This is a genomic window from Sphingomonas sp. LM7 (assembly GCF_002002925.1).
Taxonomy (GTDB): domain Bacteria; phylum Pseudomonadota; class Alphaproteobacteria; order Sphingomonadales; family Sphingomonadaceae; genus Sphingomonas.
Genome location: NZ_CP019511.1, coordinates 1,568,226 through 1,589,125, shown reverse-complemented (window position 1 = coordinate 1,589,125; position 20,900 = coordinate 1,568,226). Strand labels below are relative to the sequence as shown.

The following is a 20,900-nucleotide window of genomic DNA, read 5'->3' as shown; positions in this document are numbered from 1 at the left end:
GAGACACGCGTTTCTCCGCCGCCCGTTCCCGCCTGAGCGAGTGGAAAGCAGCCGATTGAGCCGGGCGCGAAACCGCCTAAGCTCGTCGGATCATCGTCGGGAGCCGCGCTTGATTTTCTTTCCTCGATCGTTCCTGGCGCTCAGCGCCGCATGCGCAGCCGGGGAGTCTGCCCAGTGAGCGGCGTGATTGCAGGCACGATCACGCTGGTCGCGCCGTTAGCCGGTTGGCTTGCATCGCTCGACGCCGTGCCCGACGCGGTATTCGCCGAGCGGATGATGGGTGACGGCTTCGCGGTCGATCCCGTCGAGGGCGTGCTCCGCGCACCTGCGGCGGGCGAAATCCTCTCGATCCCCGCTACCGCGCACGCCGTGACGCTGCGGCTGGACAATGGCGCCGAGCTGCTCCTCCACATTGGCCTCGAAACGGTCGCGCTCGGTGGCGAGGGCTTCGAAGCCAAAGTTCGCGTGGGCCAACGCGTCGCCCCCGGCGACCCGCTGATCGCGTTCGATTTCGATGCCGTCGCTGAGGGTGCGAAGGCCCTGATCACACCGGTGGTACTCGCCAGCGACGGCTATGTCCTAACGCTGGAGGCGACTGGCCGCCGGGTCGAGGCCGGCACACCGGTCGCGTACATTTCAGGCGGCACGCGGCACGAGGCGAGTCGCAAGGCTGCTATCGAGGAGCGCTTCGAACGCGAGGTAACCGTCACCGCGCCGCACGGCATCCATGCGCGCCCGGCAGCACGGATCGCTGCGGCATTGCGGCCATTCGTCGCCGCAACCGAACTTGCATCAGGCGACAAGCGGGCGAATGCGCGCAGCACCGTCGCACTGCTCGGGCTCGGCATCGCCTCGGGGAGCAAGGTCCGCATCATCGGCACTGGTGCCGATGCACGTGCCGCGGTCGACACGGTCGCCGATCTGATCCTGTCAGGTCTCGGCGAAGCGGTTTCGGCAGCGCCGGCAGCACCCGTCGTCCGCGCGCACGGGCCGGTCTGCGCATCGCCCGGCCTCGCCATCGGTCAGGCGCTGCAACTAAGGGCCCTCGATCAGGACGTGCCGCAGGACGGCACCGGCGCTTATGCAGAACGCGCGTCGCTGGATGCGGCGCTCGACGAACTTTCCAGTGGACTGGCGGGCGCTCGCGGCGCTGCCGCCGAGATCGCCGAGGCGCATCGCGCGCTGCTCGCCGATCCCGAACTGCTGCGCGCAGCAGGTGAGCAAATCGCCGCCGGACGCAGCGCGGCCTTCGCGTGGCGCGCCGCGACCGCGCAGGCCGCCACTGCTATCCGCGCGACCGGCGATGCGCTGCTGATGGAGCGCGTCGCCGATCTGGTCGATCTCGAACGCCAGGTCGTCGCCGCGTTGCTCGGTACGTCAGGCGCCAGCGTCCCCACGCTGCGCCCCGGCACGATCCTGATCGCCGAGGATCTGCTGCCCTCGCAATTCCTCGCGCTCGACACCGCCAATCTCGCCGGGGTCTGCACCGCCGCGGGTGGCCCGACATCGCATGTCGCGATCCTCGCTGCCTCGGCCGGCATTCCGATGGTGGTGGCGGCGGGCGAGGAGGTGTTGTCGATCGCCGAGGGGACGCCGGTCATTCTCGACGCCGATGTTGCCACGATCATGGTCGATCCGAGTCCGGATGCGCTCTCGCACGCCAGCAAAAAGCTGTTTGCCACGCGCGAGCGCCGGGCACGCGACTCCGCCGACGCACATACACCCTGCCGCATGGCCGACGGAACGCGCATCGAAATATTCGCCAACCTCGGCTCGGTGACCGACGCCGCCGCCGCCGTCGCTGCCGGCGCCGAAGGATGCGGCCTGCTGCGCACCGAATTCCTGTTCCTCGACCGCGACATCGCGCCCGACGAGGAGGAGCAGCGCGAGACCTATTCACGGATCGCGGCCACGCTGGGCGAGCGCCCGCTGATCGTCCGCACGCTCGACATCGGCGGCGACAAGCCGGTGCCCTATCTGCCGCTGGGCGGCGAGGAGAACCCGGCGCTGGGCCTGCGCGGCGTGCGCCTCAGCCTCGCCCGGCCCGACCTGATGCGGCTCCAGCTCCGCGCGATCCTGCGCGGCGTACCTGCCAGCCAGTGTCGGATCATGCTGCCGATGGTCGCCGATCTGGGCGATTATCGCCCGGTCCGCGCGATACTCGACGAAGTGCGTGCCGTGCTGGGCATCGTCGAGCCGGTGCCACTAGGAGTGATGATCGAGACGCCCGCTGCAGCGATGCTCGCCGGCCAGATCGCGCGCGAGGCCGATTTCCTCTCGATCGGGACCAACGACCTGACTCAGTACACGCTCGCGGCCGATCGCGGGAACGCCGCTGTGTCGCAGCGGATCGACGCGCTGCACCCCGCAGTGCTCCGCCTGATCCGCGAAGTTGGCAGGGGCGCCCGTGAAGCGGGGCGCTGGGCCGGCGTGTGCGGCAGCCTTGCCTCCGATCCGCTCGCCGCGCCGATCCTGATCGGTCTTGGCATCACCGAGCTTTCGGCGACTCCGGCGGCGATACCCGGGCTCAAGGCAGTCGTCCGTCGGCTCGACATCGCATCCTGCACTGCGCTGGCGGAGAAAGCGTGCGATGCCTCGTCTCCCGCCGAAGTCCGCACGCTCGCCCGCGAGGCGCTGGCATGACTTTCCGACCCGCTTCGCTCCTCGCCAAGGCGCAGCCGCTCGGCCGCGCGCTGATGCTGCCGATCGCGGTGCTGCCGATTGCTGCGCTTTTGCTGCGGCTGGGGCAGGCCGATATGCTTGGTATCCCATTCGTCGCGGCGGCGGGCGAGGCGATCTTCTCCAATCTCGGATTGCTGTTCGCGGCCGGCGTCGCGGTCGGCCTGGCGCGCGAGAACCACGGTGCCGCCTCGCTTGCGGGCGTGGTCGCCTATCTCGTCGCAGTCGAGGGCGCGAAGGTGCTGCTGCATCTTCCGCCCGAGGTTCTTTCGGCCTCCGCCGTCGAGCAGGCTGCGTGGCGGGCCAAGGAGATCGGCAAGCTCAGCGTCGCCGCCGGCATCTGCGCGGGCATCGTCGCGGGCGTGCTCTACAATCGCTTCTCCAACATCCGGCTGCCCGATTATCTCGCCTTCTTCGCCGGCCGCCGCTTCGTGCCGATCGTCGCGGGGCTTGCCGGGCTGGCCGGCGCAGTGCTCTTCGGCGTCGGCTTCCCGTGGTTCGAGGCGGGTGTCGATACGCTCAGCCGCTGGGTGCTCGGCGCCGGGCCGTTCGGGCTGTTCCTCTATGGCCTGCTCAACCGGCTGCTGCTGATCACCGGGCTGCACCACATCATCAACAACATCGCCTGGTTCCTGCTCGGCGACTTCAACGGCGCGACCGGCGACATCAAGCGCTTCTTCGCCGGCGACCCGACTGCGGGTGCGTTCATGTCGGGCTTCTTCCCGGTGATGATGTTCGGCCTGCCCGCCGCATGCCTTGCGATGTACCGCAATGCACTGCCCGAACGGCGCAAGGCCGTGGGTGGCCTGCTGCTCAGCCTTGCGCTCACGTCGTTCCTCACCGGCGTCACCGAGCCTATCGAATTCACCTTCATCTTCCTCGCACCCATACTCTACCTCGTCCACGCGGTGCTCACCGGCATCGCGATGGTGCTGATGGACGCACTGGGAGTGAAGCTGGGCTTCGGGTTCTCAGCCGGGCTATTCGACTATGTGCTCAATTTCGGGCTCGCCACGAATCCGCTGTGGCTGCTCCCGGTCGGCGCGCTCTATTTCTGGCTTTACTATGCTGCGTTCAGCTGGTGCATCCGCCGCTGGGACCTGAAGACCCCCGGCCGAGACGCCGAAGTGACCCCTGCCGCGCAGCAGGCGGCGTCGGGCGAACGCGGCCCCGCAATCCTGGCCGCGCTGGGCAGCGGCAGCAACGTCCGCAGCGTCGACGCGTGCACCACGCGGCTCCGGCTGGTCGTGGCCGACCATGCGGCGATCGACGAGAACGCCTTGCGTGCGCTTGGCGCCCGCGGCGTGCTCAAGCTCGACAAGGGCGGCCTGCAAGTCGTGTTCGGCCCGATGGCGGACCAGATCGCCGGCGAAGTGCGCGCGGCACTGGCTGCAGGTCCCATCGCCGCACCGACCGGGCCCGCTTTCGATGCGGCGGCGATCGTCCGCGCGCTGGGCAGTGGAAACATCCGTGCAGTGCGTGCACGCGGCACACGCCTGCTGGTCGATCTGGAAGATCTGTCGAAGATCGACGAACCGGCGCTCGCGCGCGGCGGCATCCTGGCGACCGTGATTCCGGGCGATGCGTGCCAGCCGGTCCACCTCATTGCCGGCAGCGCGACGGCGCAGCTGGCGGCGGCGCTTCAGCCGGTCAAGTAGCGCGCTGGATCAATCCGGCGCGGTCGGCCTCGACGACGTCGGCATAGGAAACCCTGCCGGTCGCGCTCTCGATCCAGCATTCGGCATCGCCATAGCCGCCCTGGCGCACCAGCACGAAGGCGCAGTCGCCGAACGGGCCGAACAGCGCCGTGACCGGTCCGCCGCGCGCGGAGGGACGATGCACATATACTTCAGCAAAGGCGCTCATCGGCGGCAGATTCACGGCAGCGCCGCACATCGTGTCCATAACCCCTCCCAGGTCTCGTCCTATTGTCCGACTGCGCCGGCTTCTATGGCCGAGTCCTGAATCGGTTGGACAGGTTTGGAGTATGCCGCACCATTTCGGCACGTCAATTGCCAAATATGCACGGAAACACCCGAAATCTGTCTAACCAATATGTCCGACATGGGCTTGGCAAGACGCCCGGGTTGCGGCTAGCTTGAGGCAAGGGGAGAGTGTTTTTGGCAACCAGCATGGCGCATGCGGGCGAGGGGCGGCTGGCCGACCGCGCCTATATGCAGATCGTCGAGATCATCAACGGCGGCGATCTTGGGATCGGCGACCGGCTGCCGTCCGAGCCGCGGCTGGCGGAACGGTTCGGCATGTCGCGCACAGTCGTGCGCGAGGCGCTGGTCCGCCTCGCCGCCGACGGGATCACCGAGGCGCGGCGCGGGGCGGGCTCGTACATCATGCGGCGGCCGTCCGAGCGGCTGGGCGCACACATGCCGATGGCCGAGCTGTCGGCGACTCTCGGCACCTATGAAGTCCGCTTCGTGCTGGAGGCCGAGGCATGCCGGCTCGCGGCGATGCGCCGATCGCCCGAGCAGATGGAAGTGATCCAGGCCGCGATGGAAGCGCTGCGCGGCGCGTTGCAGTCCAACGGCCCTGCACATGAAGAGGACTGGGTGCTCCACCGCTCGATCTTCGAGGCCACTGCCAACCCCGCCTTCGTCGCCGCGTTCGACCATCTCGAGGAAGGCATCTACCGGATTCTGCGCGCCGGCGTAGAAATCTCGCGCGAACGGCCGGTCGAGGCGATCGGCGCGATGATCACCGAGCACGAGATGGTGGTCGAAGCGATCCGCGCCCAGGACGCCGACGGCGCGGCGCTGGCGATGCGCTGGCATTTGTCGCAGGGGCGCAAGCGGTTGATGCCTTGAGCGTCAAATCCACCCTCGCGAAGCGGGGGAGGAGATTTTTAGCGCCAACCGCCACCCAGCGCCTTGTATAGCGCCACGGCTGCCTGGCCCTTTGCCGCGCGCGCCTGATCCGCGCGGCGCTCTGTCGCGAGCAGCGACTGGTGGGCGCGGGCCAGCGTCAGCCGGTCGTCTTCGCCGCTGTTCGCGCGTTTCTCCGCCAGCGCAAACGCCGAACGTTCGCGGCCCAATGCGGCACTGGCCTCGACCTCCGCGGTGCGCGCGCCGAGGAAACGGTTGATCGCCGCCTCGCTGTCGGCAAGCGCGCCGAGCACGGCCTTTTCGTAACGGGCTGCGGCGCCTTGCGCGCGGGCGTCGGCGGCGCGAATTTGTGCGCGGATCGTGCCGCCCGAGAAGATCGGCCAAGAGACGCTGGGGCCGATCTGGAGCCGGGTGCTCTCGCCTGCGAACAGGTCGCCGGGGGTGCGGGCCTGCTGGCCCAGGCTGCCGAACAGGCTGAAGCGCGGAAACAGGTCTGCCGTGGCGACGCCGATATCGGCAGTGGCGGCGGCGAGTTCGCGCTCGGCGCGGCGGATGTCGGGGCGGCGTTCGAGCAGTTCGGAGCGCACACCAACAAGGATCGCGTCCGGGCTGGCGGGGAGAGGCGCCGGCTTGCGCAGCCCGGGAGCGACTTCCTCGGGCGCCGCACCGACCAGCGCCGCGATCCGATACGCCGCAGCCGCAGCCCGCGCCTCCGAATCGGGGACGCCGGCCGCGCTCGTCCGCGCCGCACTCTCGGCGCGTTCGAGTTCGAGCCGCGATGACTCGCCGGCGTTGAAGCGCAGCCGGGTCAGGTGCGCGAGTTCAACGTCCGATCGGGCGAGCGCCTGCGCACTTCCCATGTCGGCCTGCGCCGCGCGAAGATCGAAATAGTTGCGGGCGACTTCGCCGATCAGCGTCAGCATCACGTCGCGCTGGCCGTAAAGTGCCGCCTCGGCGCGGGCGTTCGCCGCTTCGCCCTGGCGGGTGCGGCGGCCCCAGAAATCGAGTTCCCAGCTCGCGTCGAAGCCCAAGTCGAACAGGCGGAACTGGCGGTCGACACCGGGGATGTTGCCGATCGGGAGCTGGCCGTTTTCGCTCAGCCGGTTCTCGGTGACCGAGCCCTTGGCTTCGAGGCTCGGCAACCGTCCGCCGACCACGGCATCGCGATTGGCGCGCGCTTCGGCGAGGCGGGCTTCGGCTTCGCGCAGGTCCGGCGCGGCCGCCAGCGCGCGATTGACCAGCGCCGAGAGCTGCGGGTCGCCGAACGCGTCCCACCAGGCGAGGTCGACTGCGCCGGGGGTGCCAGGCTCGAGCCAAGGCGCCTGGTTGGCCGCGCTGGGCGCGGGGCGCTGGTAATCGGGGCCGACGGTGCAGCCGGCGAGGGCGAGCAGGGCGAGGAGGGGCAGGCGAGGCATGACGGTCACTCCATGCGCGCGCGGAACAGCCAGGCCGACGCGGCAAGCGTCGCGCAGGCGATCAGCGCGAGCGGCCAGAGCTGGTGGAACACGGCGGCGGCGGGCATCGCCTTGAGGAACAATCCCTGGACGATGACGAGGAAATAGCGGGCGGGATCGAGATAGGTCACGATCTGGAGCCAGGGCGGCATGTTGTCGATCGGGCTGGCATAGCCCGAGAGCAGGATCAGCGGGGTGGTGATCAGGAACACGCCGAGGAACGCCTGTTGCTGCGTCTTGGCGATCGCCGAGACCAGCATGCCCAGCCCGATCAGCGCGAGCATGTACATCGCCAGGCTCAGGAAGAAGAGGACGAACGAGCCGGTGAACGGCACGCCGAATACCAGCGGCGCGATGATCAGATACAGGCTGCCGTTGATCATCCCGATGATGAAGGGCGGGACCATCTTGCCGATCAGGATCTCGTGGATGCGCAAGGGCGAGACCATCAGCTGGTCGAAAGTGCCGAGTTCGCGCTCACGCGCCACCGATTGCGAGGTGATCGCAAGCCCGGCGACCGAAGTGATGATCGCCACCAGCGAGGGGAGGGTGAACCAGATATAGTCGAGCGACGGGTTGTACCAATTGGTCACTACGCTCCCCGGCGGCTCGGCAGGCCCGGAGCGTGGATCGAGATCGGCGCCAACGCTGCCGACGATCTGGGCGAGATAGCCGTTGACGATCTGCGCGGCGTTCGAGCGGCGGCCATCGAGCACCACGCCGATGATCGCCGGCTTGCCCGCGGTGATGCGCCGGTCGAAATCCTCGTCGATCATCAGTGCAGCGATCACCTGCTGGTTGTCGATCGCGTCGCGCAATTCGCGCGTGCTGCGCAGGGGTAGTATCTCGCGGAAATTGGGGCTGCCGGCGATGCGGCTGACAATCTCTGCCGAATGTACGCCGGAGCTGCGATCGAGGATCGCGACATCGACATTCTTGACGTCGAGCGTGGTCGCGAAGGTGAAGATGAACAGCTGCATCAGCGGCGGAATGAACAGCACGATCCGCGACTTGGGATCGCGCAGCACCGCCCACATCTCCTTGACGATCATGGCATAGAGGCGGCGCATCTAGTCGAGGCTCCGACGGGTGACGCGGAAGGAGAGCAGGAAGAACACCAGCCCGAAGCCGAGCATGATGCCGATATTGGGGAGCAGCAGCGCCCATTGGTCGCCGGCGAGGAACACCGATTCCAGCGCCGGGATCAGGTAACGCGCCGGGACGAGGTAGGTCAGCGCCTGGATCGGCCAGGGCATCGAGCTGATCTCGTAGATAAACCCCGAGAGCAGGAAGGTGGGCAGGAAGGCCGAGAGCAAGGCGATCTGGCTCGCGACGAACTGGTTCTTGGTCGCCGAGGAAATGAACAGGCCGAGCCCCAGTGCCGGCATCAGGAACGCCGATCCGACGACGAACAGCGCGAACACCGATCCGCGGAACGGCACGCCGAATACGAACACGCCGATCACTGTGCACAAGGCCATCGAGGCGAGCGCGAGCAGGTAATAAGGAATGACCTTGCTGGCGATGAACTCGGCCATCGAGATCGGCGTGGCCATCATCGCTTCCATCGTCCCGCGCTCCCATTCGCGCGCGACCACCAGCGCGGTTAGCAGCGTGCCGATCATCGTCATGACGTTGGCGATCGATCCCGGGACGAGGAAATAACGGCTCTTGAGCTCGGGATTGTACCAGAAGCGCGACGACAGGCTGACCGGTGGCTCGGCCGCTTTGGGGTTGCGCTCGAGGCCTTCGTTTGCGGCCCATTGCGCGCGGACGCCTTCGCCATAGGCTGCGGCGAAATTGGCGGTGTTGGGCTGCGACCCGTCGGCGATAATCTGGATGGCTGGCATCCGGCCACGCTTCACGCCCTCGCCGAAATCGAGCGGAATGACGATGATCGCGCGCAGGTCGCCCGACACCATCTTCTCGCGCATCGGCTGGATCGTCCGCGCCATCTCGACTTCGAAATAGCGCGAGGTCTGATAGGCCTGGGCGAGGCGCAGGGCAGGGGCGCTCGAATCCTGCAGCACCACGCCGATCCGCGTTCGGCTGCTGTCGAGCGACACCGCATAGCCGAACAGGAACAGCAGGATCATCGGCAGTACGAAGGCGATGAGGAAGGTGGAAGGATCGCGCAGGATCTGCGCGCCTTCTTTCCGGACCAGCGCGGCGAGGCGGCGGGCGGAGAAGCTACTCACGCCGCTTCCTTAGCTTCGCGCTTGCGATCGAATTCCTCGATCAGCGCGATGAAGGCGTCTTCCATCGTCGGGTCGTCGATATCGGCGAGCTTGCCCGCCTGTGCCTTGAGCTCGTCGGGTGTGCCGGTGGCGATCTGCTCGGCGCGGTAGATCAGGGTGACGCGGTCGCAATATTCGGCCTCGTCCATGAAGTGGGTGGTGACCAGCACGGTCACGCCCTTCTCGACCAGCCCGTTGATGTGGGTCCAGAATTCGCGGCGCGTCACCGGATCGACGCCCGAGGTAGGCTCGTCGAGAAACAGGACGGGCGGCTCGTGCATCACGGCGCAGGCCAAAGCGAGCCGCTGCTTGAAGCCGAGCGGCAGAGTGCCGGCGTTGACGTCGAGCTTTCCCTTGAGCTCGAAGATCTCGATCATCGCCTCGATCGCGCGCTCGGCCGATTTGCGGTCGAGATCATAGGCGCCGGCGAAGAAGTCGAGATTCTGGCGGACGCTCAGATCGCCATAGAGCGAGAATTTCTGCGCCATATAGCCGAGCGACGCGCGGGCATCGGCCCGCGAGCGGCGCAAATCATGCCCCGCCACCGCGCCACTGCCGCTGGTCGGGGTGAGCAGGCCGCACAGCATCTTGAAGGTGGTCGATTTGCCCGCGCCGTTCGGGCCGAGCAGCCCGAAAATCTGCCCGCGCGGGATCGCGAAGTTCATGTCGCTCGCCGCGGTGAAATCGCCGAAGCGCTTGGTCAGCCCCTTGGCCTCGATCGCGCACTCGCTGTTCTGGGGAATCTCGCAATAGCGTTCGGCGAGCGCGCTGGTGCCCTTGGGTCCGCCGCCCAGCCGCTCGATGAAGCCGTCCTCGAAGCGCGGTGGCGCGGCTTCGACTTCGCTACCCGCAGCGTCGAGCGATTCCGGCGTCGGCGCGGGTGCGTCCTCGGCCATCAACAGCCGCACCGAACGCCCCTGGATCGTCCCGTCAATCACTTCGTCGCGGTCGAGCGTACGGGTGAGGAAACGGCGGCGGCGGTCCTTGAAGCCGGTGACGCGGAACACCCGGTCCTCGACCTTGCCCGTAAGGTCGCCCGGCGGACCGTCGAACAGCAATTTGCCTTCGTTGAGCAGATAGACGGTGTCGCACTTCTCGGCCTCGTCGAGATAGGCGGTGGACCACAGCACCCCGATGCCTTGATCGGTCAGGTCACCGACCATCGCCCACAGCTCGCGGCGCGAGATCGGGTCAACGCCGACCCCGGGCTCGTCGAGCAGCAGCAGCTTTGGCGTCTTGACCAAGGCGCAGGCGAGCCCGAGCTTCTGCTTCATGCCCCCTGAGAGCTTGCCCGCGAGCCGATCCTGGAAGCGCGCGAGATCGGTGAAGTCGAGTAGCCGATCGAAGCTTTCCTTGTGCTCGGACTTGGGCAGTCCGCGGACCTCGGCATAGAGATTGAGGTTCTCGATGACGGTGAGGTCTTCGTACAGCCCGAAGCGCTGGGGCATGTAGCCGAGATCGTCGAGCTTCTGCCCCGCCGCCGCGCCCAGCACCTCGACCTCGCCTTCGCTCGGCGCCATCAGGCCAGCGAGGATGCGGATCAGCGTGGTCTTGCCTGCGCCGTCGGGGCCGACCAGCCCGGTGACCTTGCCCGGCGCGATCGCCATCGACACGCCGTCGAGCGCGGTCAGCGCGTCGAAGCGCTTTACCAAGTTGGTGGTGGAAGCGACGCTTTCCATCAAGCACGCCCCTCCCTGAAAGGGAGGGGATGGGGGTGGGTGCGCGTCCCGTAGGGGCGCGCTCCGCCGTTAGCGAGAGCTCGCTTCGCTCGCACCCACCCCCGGCCCCTCCCTTTCAGGGAGGGGAGAAAAGTTGCCTCAATCCTCATGTCGCGCCCGTGCGCCGATCACCGCGATCGTCACTGGCTGGCCCTGGCGGAGCGCGTCGTCGGGATCATCGACGATCACACGGACCTGATAGACGAGATCGGTGCGCAGGTTCTCGGTCTCGACCGACTTGGGAGTGAATTCGGCGCGGGGGGCGATGTAGCCGATCGTGCCGCGATACGCCTTGGCATTGCCGTCGGCCTTGACCTGCACCTTCATGCCCGGGCTGACTCGGCTGAGATCGGTCTCGGCGACATAGGCGCGCACCCGCATCGGCCGGTCGATCGACAAGGTGAGCACGGTCTCGCCCGGCTGGACGATCGCACCGGGCTCTCGCGCGCGCGTCACCACGGTGCCCGCGGTTGCCGCGACGAGCCGGGTGTCCGATTGGTCGGTGCCGACGCTTGCGCGCGCTGCTTGGGCGGATTTGAGCTCGGCGGCTGCCGCGGCGACGTCCTCGGGCCGTGTACCCGCCCGCAACAACGACAGCCCCTGCCGCGCCTCGGCAAGTTGGGCGGCCGCGCGGTCGCGCTCGCTGCGGGTTTGCTCCCAGAGGTCGCGGCTGATCGCGCCGGGCTCGACCAGCGCCTGACGCCGGACAAAATCGCGCTGGGTATTGTCATAGACCGCCTGCGCCGCCGCGACCCGCGCGCGTGCCTGACCGACATCCTGCACCCGCGCGCCGTTGCGTGCCTTGTCGTAATTGGCCTGGGCCTGGGCCACGCGTGCGTCGGACTCGGCGATCCGGCTGTCGATCGTCGCGGTGTCGAGCGTCGCGAGCAACTGGCCCTGCCTCACCCTGGCGCCTTCATCGACGCCGATCCCGGCGATCCGCCCGCCGACACGAAAGCCCATATCGACTTCGCGGATATCGACATTGCCGAACAGGCTGAGCTCGGTATCGGGCCGAGCCGGCAGCAGCCCGAAGCCGCGCGTCGCGAACGCCGCCACGGCAAGCGCCACCACCAGGGCAAGCACGATCAGGCGGCGTCGGTTCATTGCGGCTTCTCCGAAAGGATGCAGAGCACATTGGCGCGCAGGCGGTCGCGCAGCAGCATGGCCGTCGCGTCGTCGATCTGGCCCACACCGAGCGCGCGACACACCGCGGCACGCCCGGATCGCAGCACCATCGCCTGACCGAACAACAGGATTGCCATCGCCACCGCGCCCTTGCGATCGAGGTCGGCGCGCGCCCGCCCGATCAGCGCGACGAACGCGTCGAGGATCGGCTGCATCGCCTTCGAAAACAGGATGTCGAACGCCTCGGTCGGGAATTGCTGCTCGCGGATGATGATCCGCGACCACGCCTCGGTCTCCGGCCGCAGCATCATCTCGGCAAGGCTGTCGAGGATCGTCGCAAGCGCTTGCGTGGCGGCCGCGTCCGATTCCAGCCCTTCGGCCACGGCCCGCGCGACGGTCTCTCCCTGCAGGGTGCGAATCGAAGCCGCGATATGCTCGGCCGCGGCGAGGTACAGCCCGTGTTTCCCGCCGAAATGGTAGGTGATCGACGACATCGCGGTGCCCGAGGCGCGGGCGATCTCGCGCGTGCTGGCGCCTTCGAAGCCCAGCCGGCCGAACTGGTCGATCGCCGTGTCGAGGAGCGTTGCAGAGACCATTCACCGCCTTCGTTCGTTCGAACGAACAGTGCATAAGGTTGCATAATCGCACGGGCAACCCTCTTTGTGCGGCCACGGTTGGGCCTCATTGTCCGCCTACGCGTTAATACTAGTGATTTTTCCACACTTTGTGATTATATACCGATCATTATGAAACTAGCGATCTGCAATGCTCCCAAAGGACGCCCGCGCGAATTCTGCGTCGATGAGGCGCTCGCCCAGGCACTTCGCGTGTTCTGGAGCAAGGGATATGAAGGCGCCTCGCTCACCGACCTGACCGATGCGATGGGGATCACGCGCCCTAGCCTCTATGCCGCGTTCGGCAACAAGGAGGCGCTGTTCCGCAAGGCACTCGACCTCTACGAGCGCGAGAAGCTCTGCTACATGTCGCAGGCGCTCGACGCGCCGACCGCGCGCGGCGTCGCCGACCGGTTGCTGCGCGGCGCGCTGGCGATGCAGGCCAGCGATTGCGAACCCCGCGGCTGCCTGCGCGTGATCAGCTCGGTCGCTTGCGGTGTAGAGGCCGAGTCGATCCGCGAAGAAGTCATCACTCGTCGCAAATCGTCGATGGACGCGCTGATCGCGCGCTTCGACAAGGCCAAGGCGGATGGCGAGCTTCCCGAGCATATGACTGCCGAGGATCTCGCCGGCTATCTCGGCGCACTGCTCCAGGGGCTGTCGCTCCAGGCTGGGGCAGGGGCGAGCCACGAAGAGCTCGAACGGCTCGTCGAAACCAGCCTCGCGGTCTGGCCGACGAAGTGAAGCGTTAGCGATTGCGTCAAATAACCCTTCTCCCTTGATGGGAGAAGGAGGGGCCCGCGCGCATCGGCGCGTTGGAGGATGAGGGTGACCGTGTCGCAAGCTGAGCGCTATCGTTTCTGCGACCCCTTCGGGGTTGGCGAGGATATCGTTGTTCCAGAACCGCAGCACGCGATAGCCATCGGCTTCGATAGTCGCGGTTCGGTCGGCATCGGTTTCCGGGCTATGTTGTCCGCCATCCGCTTCGATCACCAACTTCTCGCGATGGCTGGCAAAATCGGCGCGATACTGGCGGAAATTGACCTCGCGACGGAAGTGGGGGTCTGGGAAGCCCCTACGGAGCAGCGTCCATAGTGCCTGTTCTGCGTCGGTTGGTTGCTTGCGGGCGGCGCGTGCGCGGGCCGTACTGCCGAGAGGTGGAACCCGCTTCACAGCGCGCAGCCTAGCGGAGAGGTCACCCCCACCCAACCCTCCCCCATCAAGGGGGAGGGCTATGGCATCCAGAATGGAGAGGGTTCGGCCTCACATTTCTCCCCTCGACAATAAAAATACCGCCCAGTATAGAAAGCCCTTGACGCACCGCAGCGCGATTTCTATACCAGTCGGTATGGAAGTGAGAAGTCACCTTCGCAACCGGGACCAGACGAAGGAGCCGCCTATGCGTCAGCTCGCAAGCAAACGAGAACGGGCCACGGCCTGAACCATCGGCGCCCCGCGCGTCGATCCACATTTTGAGGCTTGGCCATCCTGCCGCGCGAGCATCGCTCGGGCGAGGAAGACCTGCGCCTTCGCGACAAACAATCGCCGGTGATCCCGTGGCCGATGCGCCGCGGGCAGGGGAGCGGCACGTCCGCCGCCGGCCAGAAGGGAGACTATCATGGCCTATCTCAATTTCAGCGCGCTCGAAGGCAGCCCGATCACGGCGCCCGCCGACGTCGTCGCCACCGCGCCGCGCACCCACACCGGCTTCTCCGCGCTGGAATGGCAAGTCGTCGCGATCGCCCAGAACGATCGCCTTTCTTCGCTCCACAAGCCGGGCAAGCTCGCCACCGCGCTGACCATGGTGTTCGGCGGCCAGCGGCCCAATCCCGAGCTCGCCGACTCGCGGCTCGAGGCGCTTCGCCGTCTGGCGGTTCATGCGTGGCACAAGGGCTACACCGTGCCGCGCGCCGCGATCCGCGCCTTCCACGAAGTCGGCTTCACCACCGAACAATATGAAACGCTGCTCGCCAGCATCAGCCGGGGCCGGGCAGCCCTCAATCAGGGAAATCGCTAATGAACATGATCACGCGTATCGATGCGGTCGAGCCCGATCAGGCGCCGCCCGGCCCGAGCCCTAAGCGCCGGCCGCTCTGGCACAAGGGCGCGTTCGTCGCGCTGCCGATCGTCCTGGTTGCCGGCGGGCTCGGCCTCGCCAACCGTCAGGCGCCCGCGATCGCCGCGCCGCCGCCGCCCACCGTCACCGTCGCCCAGCCCCTGGTCCGCCAGGTCAATGAATGGGATGATTATGTCGGCCGCTTCGAAGCGAGCCGCAGCGTCGAGGTGCGTCCGCGCGTCTCGGGGCAGGTCGTCGGCATCCACTTCACCGATGGCGCGATTGTCCAGAAGGGCCAGTTGCTCTTTTCGCTCGACAGCCGCCCGTTCGCCGCGGCGCTGGCAGAGGCCCGCGCCGGTGTCGCGACCGCGCAAAGCGACCTCGCGCTCGCCGAATCCGATCTGGGCCGCGCCGAGCGGCTGGTCGCCGTGGAAGCGGTATCGAAGAGCGATGTCGAGCGGCTCCAGGCCCGCGTCCGCGCAGCCCGCGCGTCAGTCGCCGCTGCGCAGGCCCGGGTCCGTGCCCGTTCGCTCGATGTCGAGTTCACCCAGGTCCGCGCTCCGATCGCCGGCCGCATCTCGGACCGCAAGGTCGATGCCGGCAATCTGGTCGCGGCCGGGGAAGGGGCAGGCAGTTCGCTGCTCACCACGATCAATTCGCTCGATCCGATCTATTTCAGCTTCGACGGGTCGGAGGCGTTGTTCCTCAAGGCCAAGCGCGCGGCAGAGGCGGGTGGCGCCGAGTCTCCCGTCGAGATCCGTCTGCAGGACGAGCCCGACTATCGCTGGAAGGGCAGGCTCGACTTCACCGACAACGGGCTCGATCCCAAGTCGGGGACGATGCGCGGCCGCGCGGTGCTGACCAATCCGGGGATGTTCCTCACCCCGGGCATGTTCGGCAACATGCGGCTCTCGGCCGGCGGCACCTCCAGCGCGCTGATGGTCCCTGATGTCGCGGTCAGCACCGATCAGGCGCGGAAAATCGTGATGGTGGTCGGCAAGCAGGGCACGCTTGAGCCGCGGCAGGTCCAGGTCGGGCCCGTCGTCAACGGCCTGCGCGTCATCCGCACCGGGCTCACCCCGCAGGACCGCGTCGTCATCGCCGGGGCCCAGCTGGTCCAGCAGCCCGGCGTCAAGGTTCAGATCCGACAGGGCAAGGTCGAGCCGCTCAAGGCGGCGGAGACTCCGGTCATCTCGGCTCCGGTCACGGGCGAAGCAACCTTCGCCCGCTGACCGACCTGCCGCCGGGCGGTCCCCAATGGCCCGGCGGCAGGACCCAAACCACCCGTTCGCCCTGAGCTTGTCGAAGGGCGGCCCGCTACGCGCACGTCGCACGTGGCCGGTCTTCGACAAGCCTAGCCCGAGCGGGAATTCGCATCCCTCCAGCGAGGAGTAGGCCCATGCGCCTCTCGCGTTTCTTCATCACGCGCCCGATCTTTGCGGCGGTCATATCGGTGGTCATCACGATCATCGGCGCGATCGCCTATCTCGCGCTTCCCATTTCGCAATATCCCGACATCGTCCCGCCGACGGTGACGGTCAGCGCCTCCTATCCCGGCGCCTCGGCCGAGACCGTCGCCGAGACCGTCGCCGCGCCGATCGAGCAGGAGATCAACGGCGTCGACGACATGCTCTACCAGTCGTCGCAATCGACCGGCGACGGCAATGTCACGATCACGGTGACGTTCAAGTCGGGCACCGATCTCGATAACGCACAGGTGCTGGTGCAGAACCGCGTCGCGGTCGCAACGCCGCGCCTGCCACAGGAAGTCCAGCGGCTCGGCGTGGTGACGCGCAAGACCACTCCGGACTTCCTGATGGTGGTCAACCTTATCTCGCCCGACAATTCGGTCGATCGTAGCTTCATCTCGAACTACGCGCTCACCCAGGTCAAGGATCGCCTCGCGCGTATCGAAGGCGTGGGCGACGTGCGGATGTTCGGCGCGCGCGATTATGCGATGCGGATCTGGATCGATCCGGGCCGCGCCGCCGCGCTCAATCTCACTGCAGGCGACATCGTCTCGGCACTGCGCGCGCAGAACATCCAGGTCGCCGCGGGCACGCTCGGACAGCCGGGCTCCACGCCGGCGGGCAATGCCTATCAGGTCAATATCGAGACCCAGGGCCGCCTCAAGGACCCCAGCGAATTCGGCCAGGTCGTGATCCGCTCGGACGCCGATGGCCGCCAAGTCCGCGTCAGCGACGTCGCGCGCGTTGAGCTCGGTGCCGCGGATTATTCCTCCAACACCTATCTCTCGAACCAGCCCACCGTGATCCTCGGCGTGTTCCAGCGCCCGGGCTCGAACGCGCTCGCCTCGGCGCAGGCCATCGAGCACGAGCTCGAGACGATGTCGAAGACCTTCCCCAAGGGTCTCGAATATCGCGTCATCTACAACCCGACCGAGTTCATCGCCCAGTCGATCGACGCCGTCTATCACACGCTGGGCGAGGCGATCCTGCTCGTCGTGCTCGTCGTGATCGTCTTCCTGCAGAAGTGGCGTGCGGCGATCATTCCGGTGGTCGCGATCCCGGTCTCGCTGATCGGCACGATGGCAGTGCTGCTGCCGCTCGGTTACTCACTCAACAACCTCTCGCTGTTCGGCCTGGTGTTGGCGATCGGTATCGTCGTCGATGACGCGATCGTCGTGGTCGAGAATGTCGAGCGTAATCTCGCGCGGGGGATGACTCCGCTCAAGGCGGCGCAGACCTCGATGGACGAAGTGTCGGGCGCGCTGGTCGCAATCGTGCTGGTGCTGCTCGCGGTGTTCCTGCCGACCTTGTTCCTCAACGGTCTGTCGGGCGCCTTCTACAAGCAGTTCGCCGTGACGATCTCGGCCGCAACCGCGATCTCGCTGCTTGTCTCGCTCACGCTCTCTCCTGCGCTCGCGGCGCTGCTGCTGCGCGGCCATGAAGGCGAGCCCAGGGGGAGGATCGGTCGGGTCACCCAGCGTGGCGCCGACTGGTTCAACCGCGGCTTCGAGCGGATGAGCAACGGCTATGCCAGCCTGACGCGCAAGCTGGTGACGCGTCCCAAGCGGATGATGGTCACTTATGTCGGCCTGATCGCTGCCACGGTGGGCATGTTCTGGGTGACGCCGGTCGGCTTCATCCCGGCGCAGGACCAGGGCTATTTCCTCACCGTGATCCAGCTGCCGCCGGGCTCGTCGCTCGAACGCACCGATGAGGTGATGCGCAAGGTCGTTGCGCGCATCCTGCCGATCCCGGGCGTCAAGGGTTCGGTGATGCTTGCGGGCTTCGACGGTCCGTCCCAGACGCTCGCGCCGAACTCGGCCGCTGCCTATGTCCCGCTGCTGTCGTTCGAGGAGCGCGCGAAGCTCGGCGTCAGCTATGCCGGGATCATGAACGAGGCGCGGAAACGCACCGCCGACATCAACGAGGCGATGCTGCTCGTGGTGCCGCCGCCGCTCATCCAGGGCATCGGCTCGGCCGGCGGCTATCGGATGATGGTCCAGGACCGCGCCGAGCACGGCTATGAAGCGCTCGGAAAGACCGCGTACGGGCTGATCGGCCAGGCCAACCAGACCCCGGGCCTCCAGCAGATCTACACCTTCTTCAACACCGCCACCCCGCGCGTTTTCGCCGATATCGACCGGCGCAAGGCCGACATGCTCGGCGTGCCACCCGAACGCGTGTTCGAGGCGCTCAACGTCTATCTCGGCTCGGCCTTCGTCAACGACTTCAACATGCTCGGTCGCACCTATCGCGTCACCGCGCAGGCCGACACGCCGTTCCGCGCAACCGAGGCGGACATCGCCAACCTCAAGACTCGCTCGAACTCGGGCCAGATGGTGCCGATCGGGTCGGTCTCGACCTTCGAGAACAAGACCGGGCCGTATCGCGTGACGCGCTACAATCTGTTCCCCGCGGTCGAAGTCGATGGCGACACCGCGCCGGGCTACAGCTCGGGAGCGTCGCTCGACACGATGGAGAAGATCGCGAGCGAGCTGCCCGCCGGCTACAGCGCCGAATGGACCGGCATCGCCTTCCAGCAGAAGATGGCGGGAAGCACGGCAGGTCTCGTGTTCGGGCTGGCGGTGCTGTTCGTCTTCCTCGTGCTCGCGGCGCAATATGAGAGCCTGACGATGCCGCTCGCGATCATCCTGATCGTGCCGATGTGCCTGCTCGCGGCGATGGCCGGCGTGAACCTGCGGGGAATGGACAACAACGTCCTCACCCAGATCGGCCTCGTCGTGCTGATCGCGCTGGCTGCCAAGAACGCGATCCTCGTGGTCGAGTTCGCCAAGCAGGCCGAGGAAGAGGATGGCCTGTCGCCGGTCGAAGCCGCGGTGCGTGCCGCGCGCGATCGCCTGCGGCCGATCCTGATGACCTCGTTCGCGTTCATCCTCGGCGCCGTGCCGCTCCTGATCGCAAGCGGGGCAGGGGCCGAGCTCCGCCAGGCGCTCGGCACTGCGGTGTTCTTCGGAATGATGGGCGTGACCGCGTTCGGCCTGCTCTTCACCCCGACCTTCTACGTCGTCTGCCGCGGGCTTGGACAGCGTCTCGCGCGCAGGCGGCGTGGATCGGGCGGACACGCCGAACCCGTGCTGCAGCCGGCTGAGTAACCGATGCTGCCCTCATCCTTCCGGCGCTCCGCGCCTCCCTCCCTCTCCCGATGGGAGAGGGAAGGGGCCCGCCGCGAAGCGGTGGGAAGGGTGAGGGCAGAGAAATCAAAGGACGCTATCATGCGCAATTTCCTGATCACCGCCTCGGCACTGGCACTAGCCGCCTGCGCCGCCGGCCCGAACTACACCGCCCCGGTCCATCCCCAGACCGCCGCCGGTAACTTCGTCGCCACCAGCGCGGCCGTCACCCCCGAGCCCGTCAAGGGCGACTGGTGGCGGCTCTACAACGATCCGGTGCTCGACCAGCTCGTCACCGACGCGCTGGCCGCCAATACCGATGTCCGCGTCGCCGTCGCGCGCATCGCCCGTGCGCGCGCGGCGCTGCGCGGGGCCAATGCCAACCGGCTGCCCCAGGCCAATATCGCTGCCGGCGGCAACTATGTCCGCCTCCCCGAAATGCAGGCGCCGCCCGGCGCGTCGCGCGAGGACTGGCAGGTCGATGCCGGCCTCAACGTCTCGTACGAAGTCGATCTGTTCGGCCGCGTCTCGCGCGGCGTAGAAGCCGGCCAGGGCGACTTGGCGGCTGCCGAGGCCGATGCCGACGCGGTCCGCGTGATCGTCGCCGCCGAGACTGCGCGCGCCTATGCCGATGCGACTTCCTCCGCCGAGCGGCTCGCGGTCGCCGAGCGCATCGTCAAGCTGCTCGACCAGTCGATCGACCTGACCGAGCGCCGTCGCGGCGTCGGCCTCGCCACCCGGCTCGACACCGCGCGGATCGGCGCGCTGCGCAACCAGCGCCAGGCCGAAGTCCCCGCGTTTGCCGCCCAGCGCGACGCGGCGCTGTTCCGCCTCGCCACGCTCACCGGCCGCAAGCCGGCCGACCTGCCCGATACCGCCCGCGCGCGCACGACGACGCTCCGCCTCGCCCAACCGATCCCGGTCGGCGACGGCGCCGCCCTGCTTGCCCGCCGTCCCGACATCCGCGCCGCCGAGCGCCGCCTCGCCGCCAACACCGCGCGGATCGGCGTCGCCACCGCCGATCTCTATCCGCGGATCACGCTGGGCGGTTCGGTCGGCTCGACCGGCAGCGATATTGGCGAGATCTTCACCGGCGGGCCGCTGCGCTTCCTGCTGGGCGGGCTGCTCAACTGGGCGATCAACCCCGAGCCGGCGCGCGCGCGCGTCCAGGCAGCCGAAGCCGATACCCAGGCCGCGCTCGCGACCTTCGACGGAGTGGTGCTCGGCGCGTTGCAGGAAACCGAGACCGCGCTGTCGGCCTATGCCCATGCGCTCGAACGCCGCGCCGCGCTCCAGGCGGCGCAGACCGAGGCACAGGCGGCTGTGAACATCTCGCGCACCCGCCAGCGCGAAGGCGATATCGACAGCCTCGCGCTGCTCGACGCCGAACGCACCTTCGCCGACGCCGAGGCCGCTCTGGCGGCTGCGGATGCGCAGATCGCCACGACGCAGGTCGATCTGTTCAAGGCGCTTGGGGGAGGGTGGCAGACGAGCTGAGCCCAACCCTGCACCCGCAACCGTCACCCCGGCCTTGTGCCGGGGTCCACGGCGCCACTAGCGAGAAATTGGCGGCGCTT

15 protein-coding genes and 1 pseudogene are annotated in these 20,900 nt (G+C 67.6%); 8 read left to right on the top strand and 8 right to left on the bottom strand.

Annotated features, from left to right (window positions below; translation table 11 throughout):
* The first annotated feature begins 174 nt into the window (after window positions 1-174).
* Both ptsP and nagE read left to right on the top strand, forming a co-directional pair.
* Window positions 175-2,643 carry a phosphoenolpyruvate--protein phosphotransferase gene (ptsP, locus tag BXU08_RS07175; protein ID WP_077509436.1) on the top strand — a complete coding sequence of 823 codons (2,469 nt, stop codon included), beginning with the start codon at window positions 175-177 and terminating at the stop codon, window positions 2,641-2,643.
* A complete protein-coding gene (gene nagE, locus BXU08_RS07170; RefSeq protein ID WP_077509435.1) occupies window positions 2,640-4,337 on the top strand; it encodes an N-acetylglucosamine-specific PTS transporter subunit IIBC in 1,698 nt (565 codons plus the stop codon). The genes ptsP and nagE overlap by 4 nt, the downstream gene beginning before the upstream one ends.
* Here nagE and BXU08_RS07165 read toward each other — a convergent pair.
* Window positions 4,330-4,584 (bottom strand): hypothetical protein, encoded by a 255-nt coding sequence (locus BXU08_RS07165; protein ID WP_077509434.1) that lies wholly within the window; start codon window positions 4,582-4,584, stop codon window positions 4,330-4,332. The genes nagE and BXU08_RS07165 overlap by 8 nt on opposite strands.
* A 227-nt stretch (window positions 4,585-4,811) precedes the next feature.
* Between BXU08_RS07165 and BXU08_RS07160 the strand changes: the two genes are divergently transcribed.
* Window positions 4,812-5,498 carry a FadR/GntR family transcriptional regulator gene (locus BXU08_RS07160; protein ID WP_077509433.1) on the top strand — a complete coding sequence of 229 codons (687 nt, stop codon included), beginning with the start codon at window positions 4,812-4,814 and terminating at the stop codon, window positions 5,496-5,498.
* 38 nt (window positions 5,499-5,536) lie between these two features.
* Here BXU08_RS07160 and BXU08_RS07155 read toward each other — a convergent pair whose 3' ends face one another.
* The 6 genes from BXU08_RS07155 to BXU08_RS07130 form a co-directional block, all read right to left on the bottom strand.
* Window positions 5,537-6,931: an efflux transporter outer membrane subunit gene (locus tag BXU08_RS07155; RefSeq protein ID WP_077512113.1), complete on the bottom strand. Its 1,395-nt coding sequence runs from the start codon at window positions 6,929-6,931 to the stop codon at window positions 5,537-5,539.
* 5 nt (window positions 6,932-6,936) lie between these two features.
* Complete coding sequence (locus tag BXU08_RS07150; RefSeq protein ID WP_077509432.1) at window positions 6,937-8,040, bottom strand: ABC transporter permease; 1,104 nt, start codon at window positions 8,038-8,040, stop codon at window positions 6,937-6,939.
* Window positions 8,041-9,168 (bottom strand): ABC transporter permease, encoded by a 1,128-nt coding sequence (locus tag BXU08_RS07145; RefSeq protein ID WP_077509431.1) that lies wholly within the window; start codon window positions 9,166-9,168, stop codon window positions 8,041-8,043.
* Window positions 9,165-10,886, bottom strand: coding sequence for an ATP-binding cassette domain-containing protein (locus BXU08_RS07140; RefSeq protein ID WP_077509430.1), 1,722 nt, complete (start codon window positions 10,884-10,886; stop codon window positions 9,165-9,167). Before BXU08_RS07140 ends, BXU08_RS07145 begins: the two co-directional genes overlap by 4 nt.
* A gap of 138 nt (window positions 10,887-11,024) precedes the next feature.
* Window positions 11,025-12,032 (bottom strand): HlyD family efflux transporter periplasmic adaptor subunit, encoded by a 1,008-nt coding sequence (locus BXU08_RS07135; RefSeq protein WP_077509429.1) that lies wholly within the window; start codon window positions 12,030-12,032, stop codon window positions 11,025-11,027.
* The gene (locus BXU08_RS07130) at window positions 12,029-12,649 is read right to left on the bottom strand and encodes a CerR family C-terminal domain-containing protein (protein ID WP_077509428.1); all 621 of its coding nucleotides are present in this window, start codon (window positions 12,647-12,649) and stop codon (window positions 12,029-12,031) included. The genes BXU08_RS07135 and BXU08_RS07130 overlap by 4 nt, the downstream gene beginning before the upstream one ends.
* A gap of 150 nt (window positions 12,650-12,799) precedes the next feature.
* Here BXU08_RS07130 and BXU08_RS07125 point away from each other — a divergent pair, with 150 nt between their 5' ends.
* Window positions 12,800-13,411, top strand: coding sequence for a TetR/AcrR family transcriptional regulator (locus BXU08_RS07125; protein ID WP_077509427.1), 612 nt, complete (start codon window positions 12,800-12,802; stop codon window positions 13,409-13,411).
* Between the two features lie 156 nt (window positions 13,412-13,567).
* Here BXU08_RS07125 and BXU08_RS07120 read toward each other — a convergent pair.
* A pseudogene (locus BXU08_RS07120) lies at window positions 13,568-13,840 on the bottom strand (endonuclease domain-containing protein); the annotation flags it as partial.
* 445 nt (window positions 13,841-14,285) lie between these two features.
* Between BXU08_RS07120 and BXU08_RS07115 the strand changes: the two are divergent.
* The 4 genes from BXU08_RS07115 to BXU08_RS07100 all read left to right on the top strand — a co-directional run bounded on the left by BXU08_RS07115 (window position 14,286) and on the right by BXU08_RS07100 (window position 20,820).
* Window positions 14,286-14,684, top strand: a complete 399-nt coding sequence (locus BXU08_RS07115) for a hypothetical protein (protein ID WP_077509426.1) — start codon at window positions 14,286-14,288, stop codon at window positions 14,682-14,684.
* On the top strand, window positions 14,684-15,955 hold the full coding sequence (locus BXU08_RS07110; protein ID WP_077509425.1) for an efflux RND transporter periplasmic adaptor subunit: 1,272 nt from the start codon (window positions 14,684-14,686) through the stop codon (window positions 15,953-15,955). Before BXU08_RS07115 ends, BXU08_RS07110 begins: the two co-directional genes overlap by 1 nt.
* 167 nt (window positions 15,956-16,122) lie before the next feature.
* Complete coding sequence (locus tag BXU08_RS07105; protein WP_077509424.1) at window positions 16,123-19,305, top strand: efflux RND transporter permease subunit; 3,183 nt, start codon at window positions 16,123-16,125, stop codon at window positions 19,303-19,305.
* A 120-nt stretch (window positions 19,306-19,425) separates the two neighbouring features.
* Window positions 19,426-20,820 carry an efflux transporter outer membrane subunit gene (locus BXU08_RS07100; protein WP_077509423.1) on the top strand — a complete coding sequence of 465 codons (1,395 nt, stop codon included), beginning with the start codon at window positions 19,426-19,428 and terminating at the stop codon, window positions 20,818-20,820.
* Window positions 20,821-20,900: the final 80 nt, after the last annotated feature.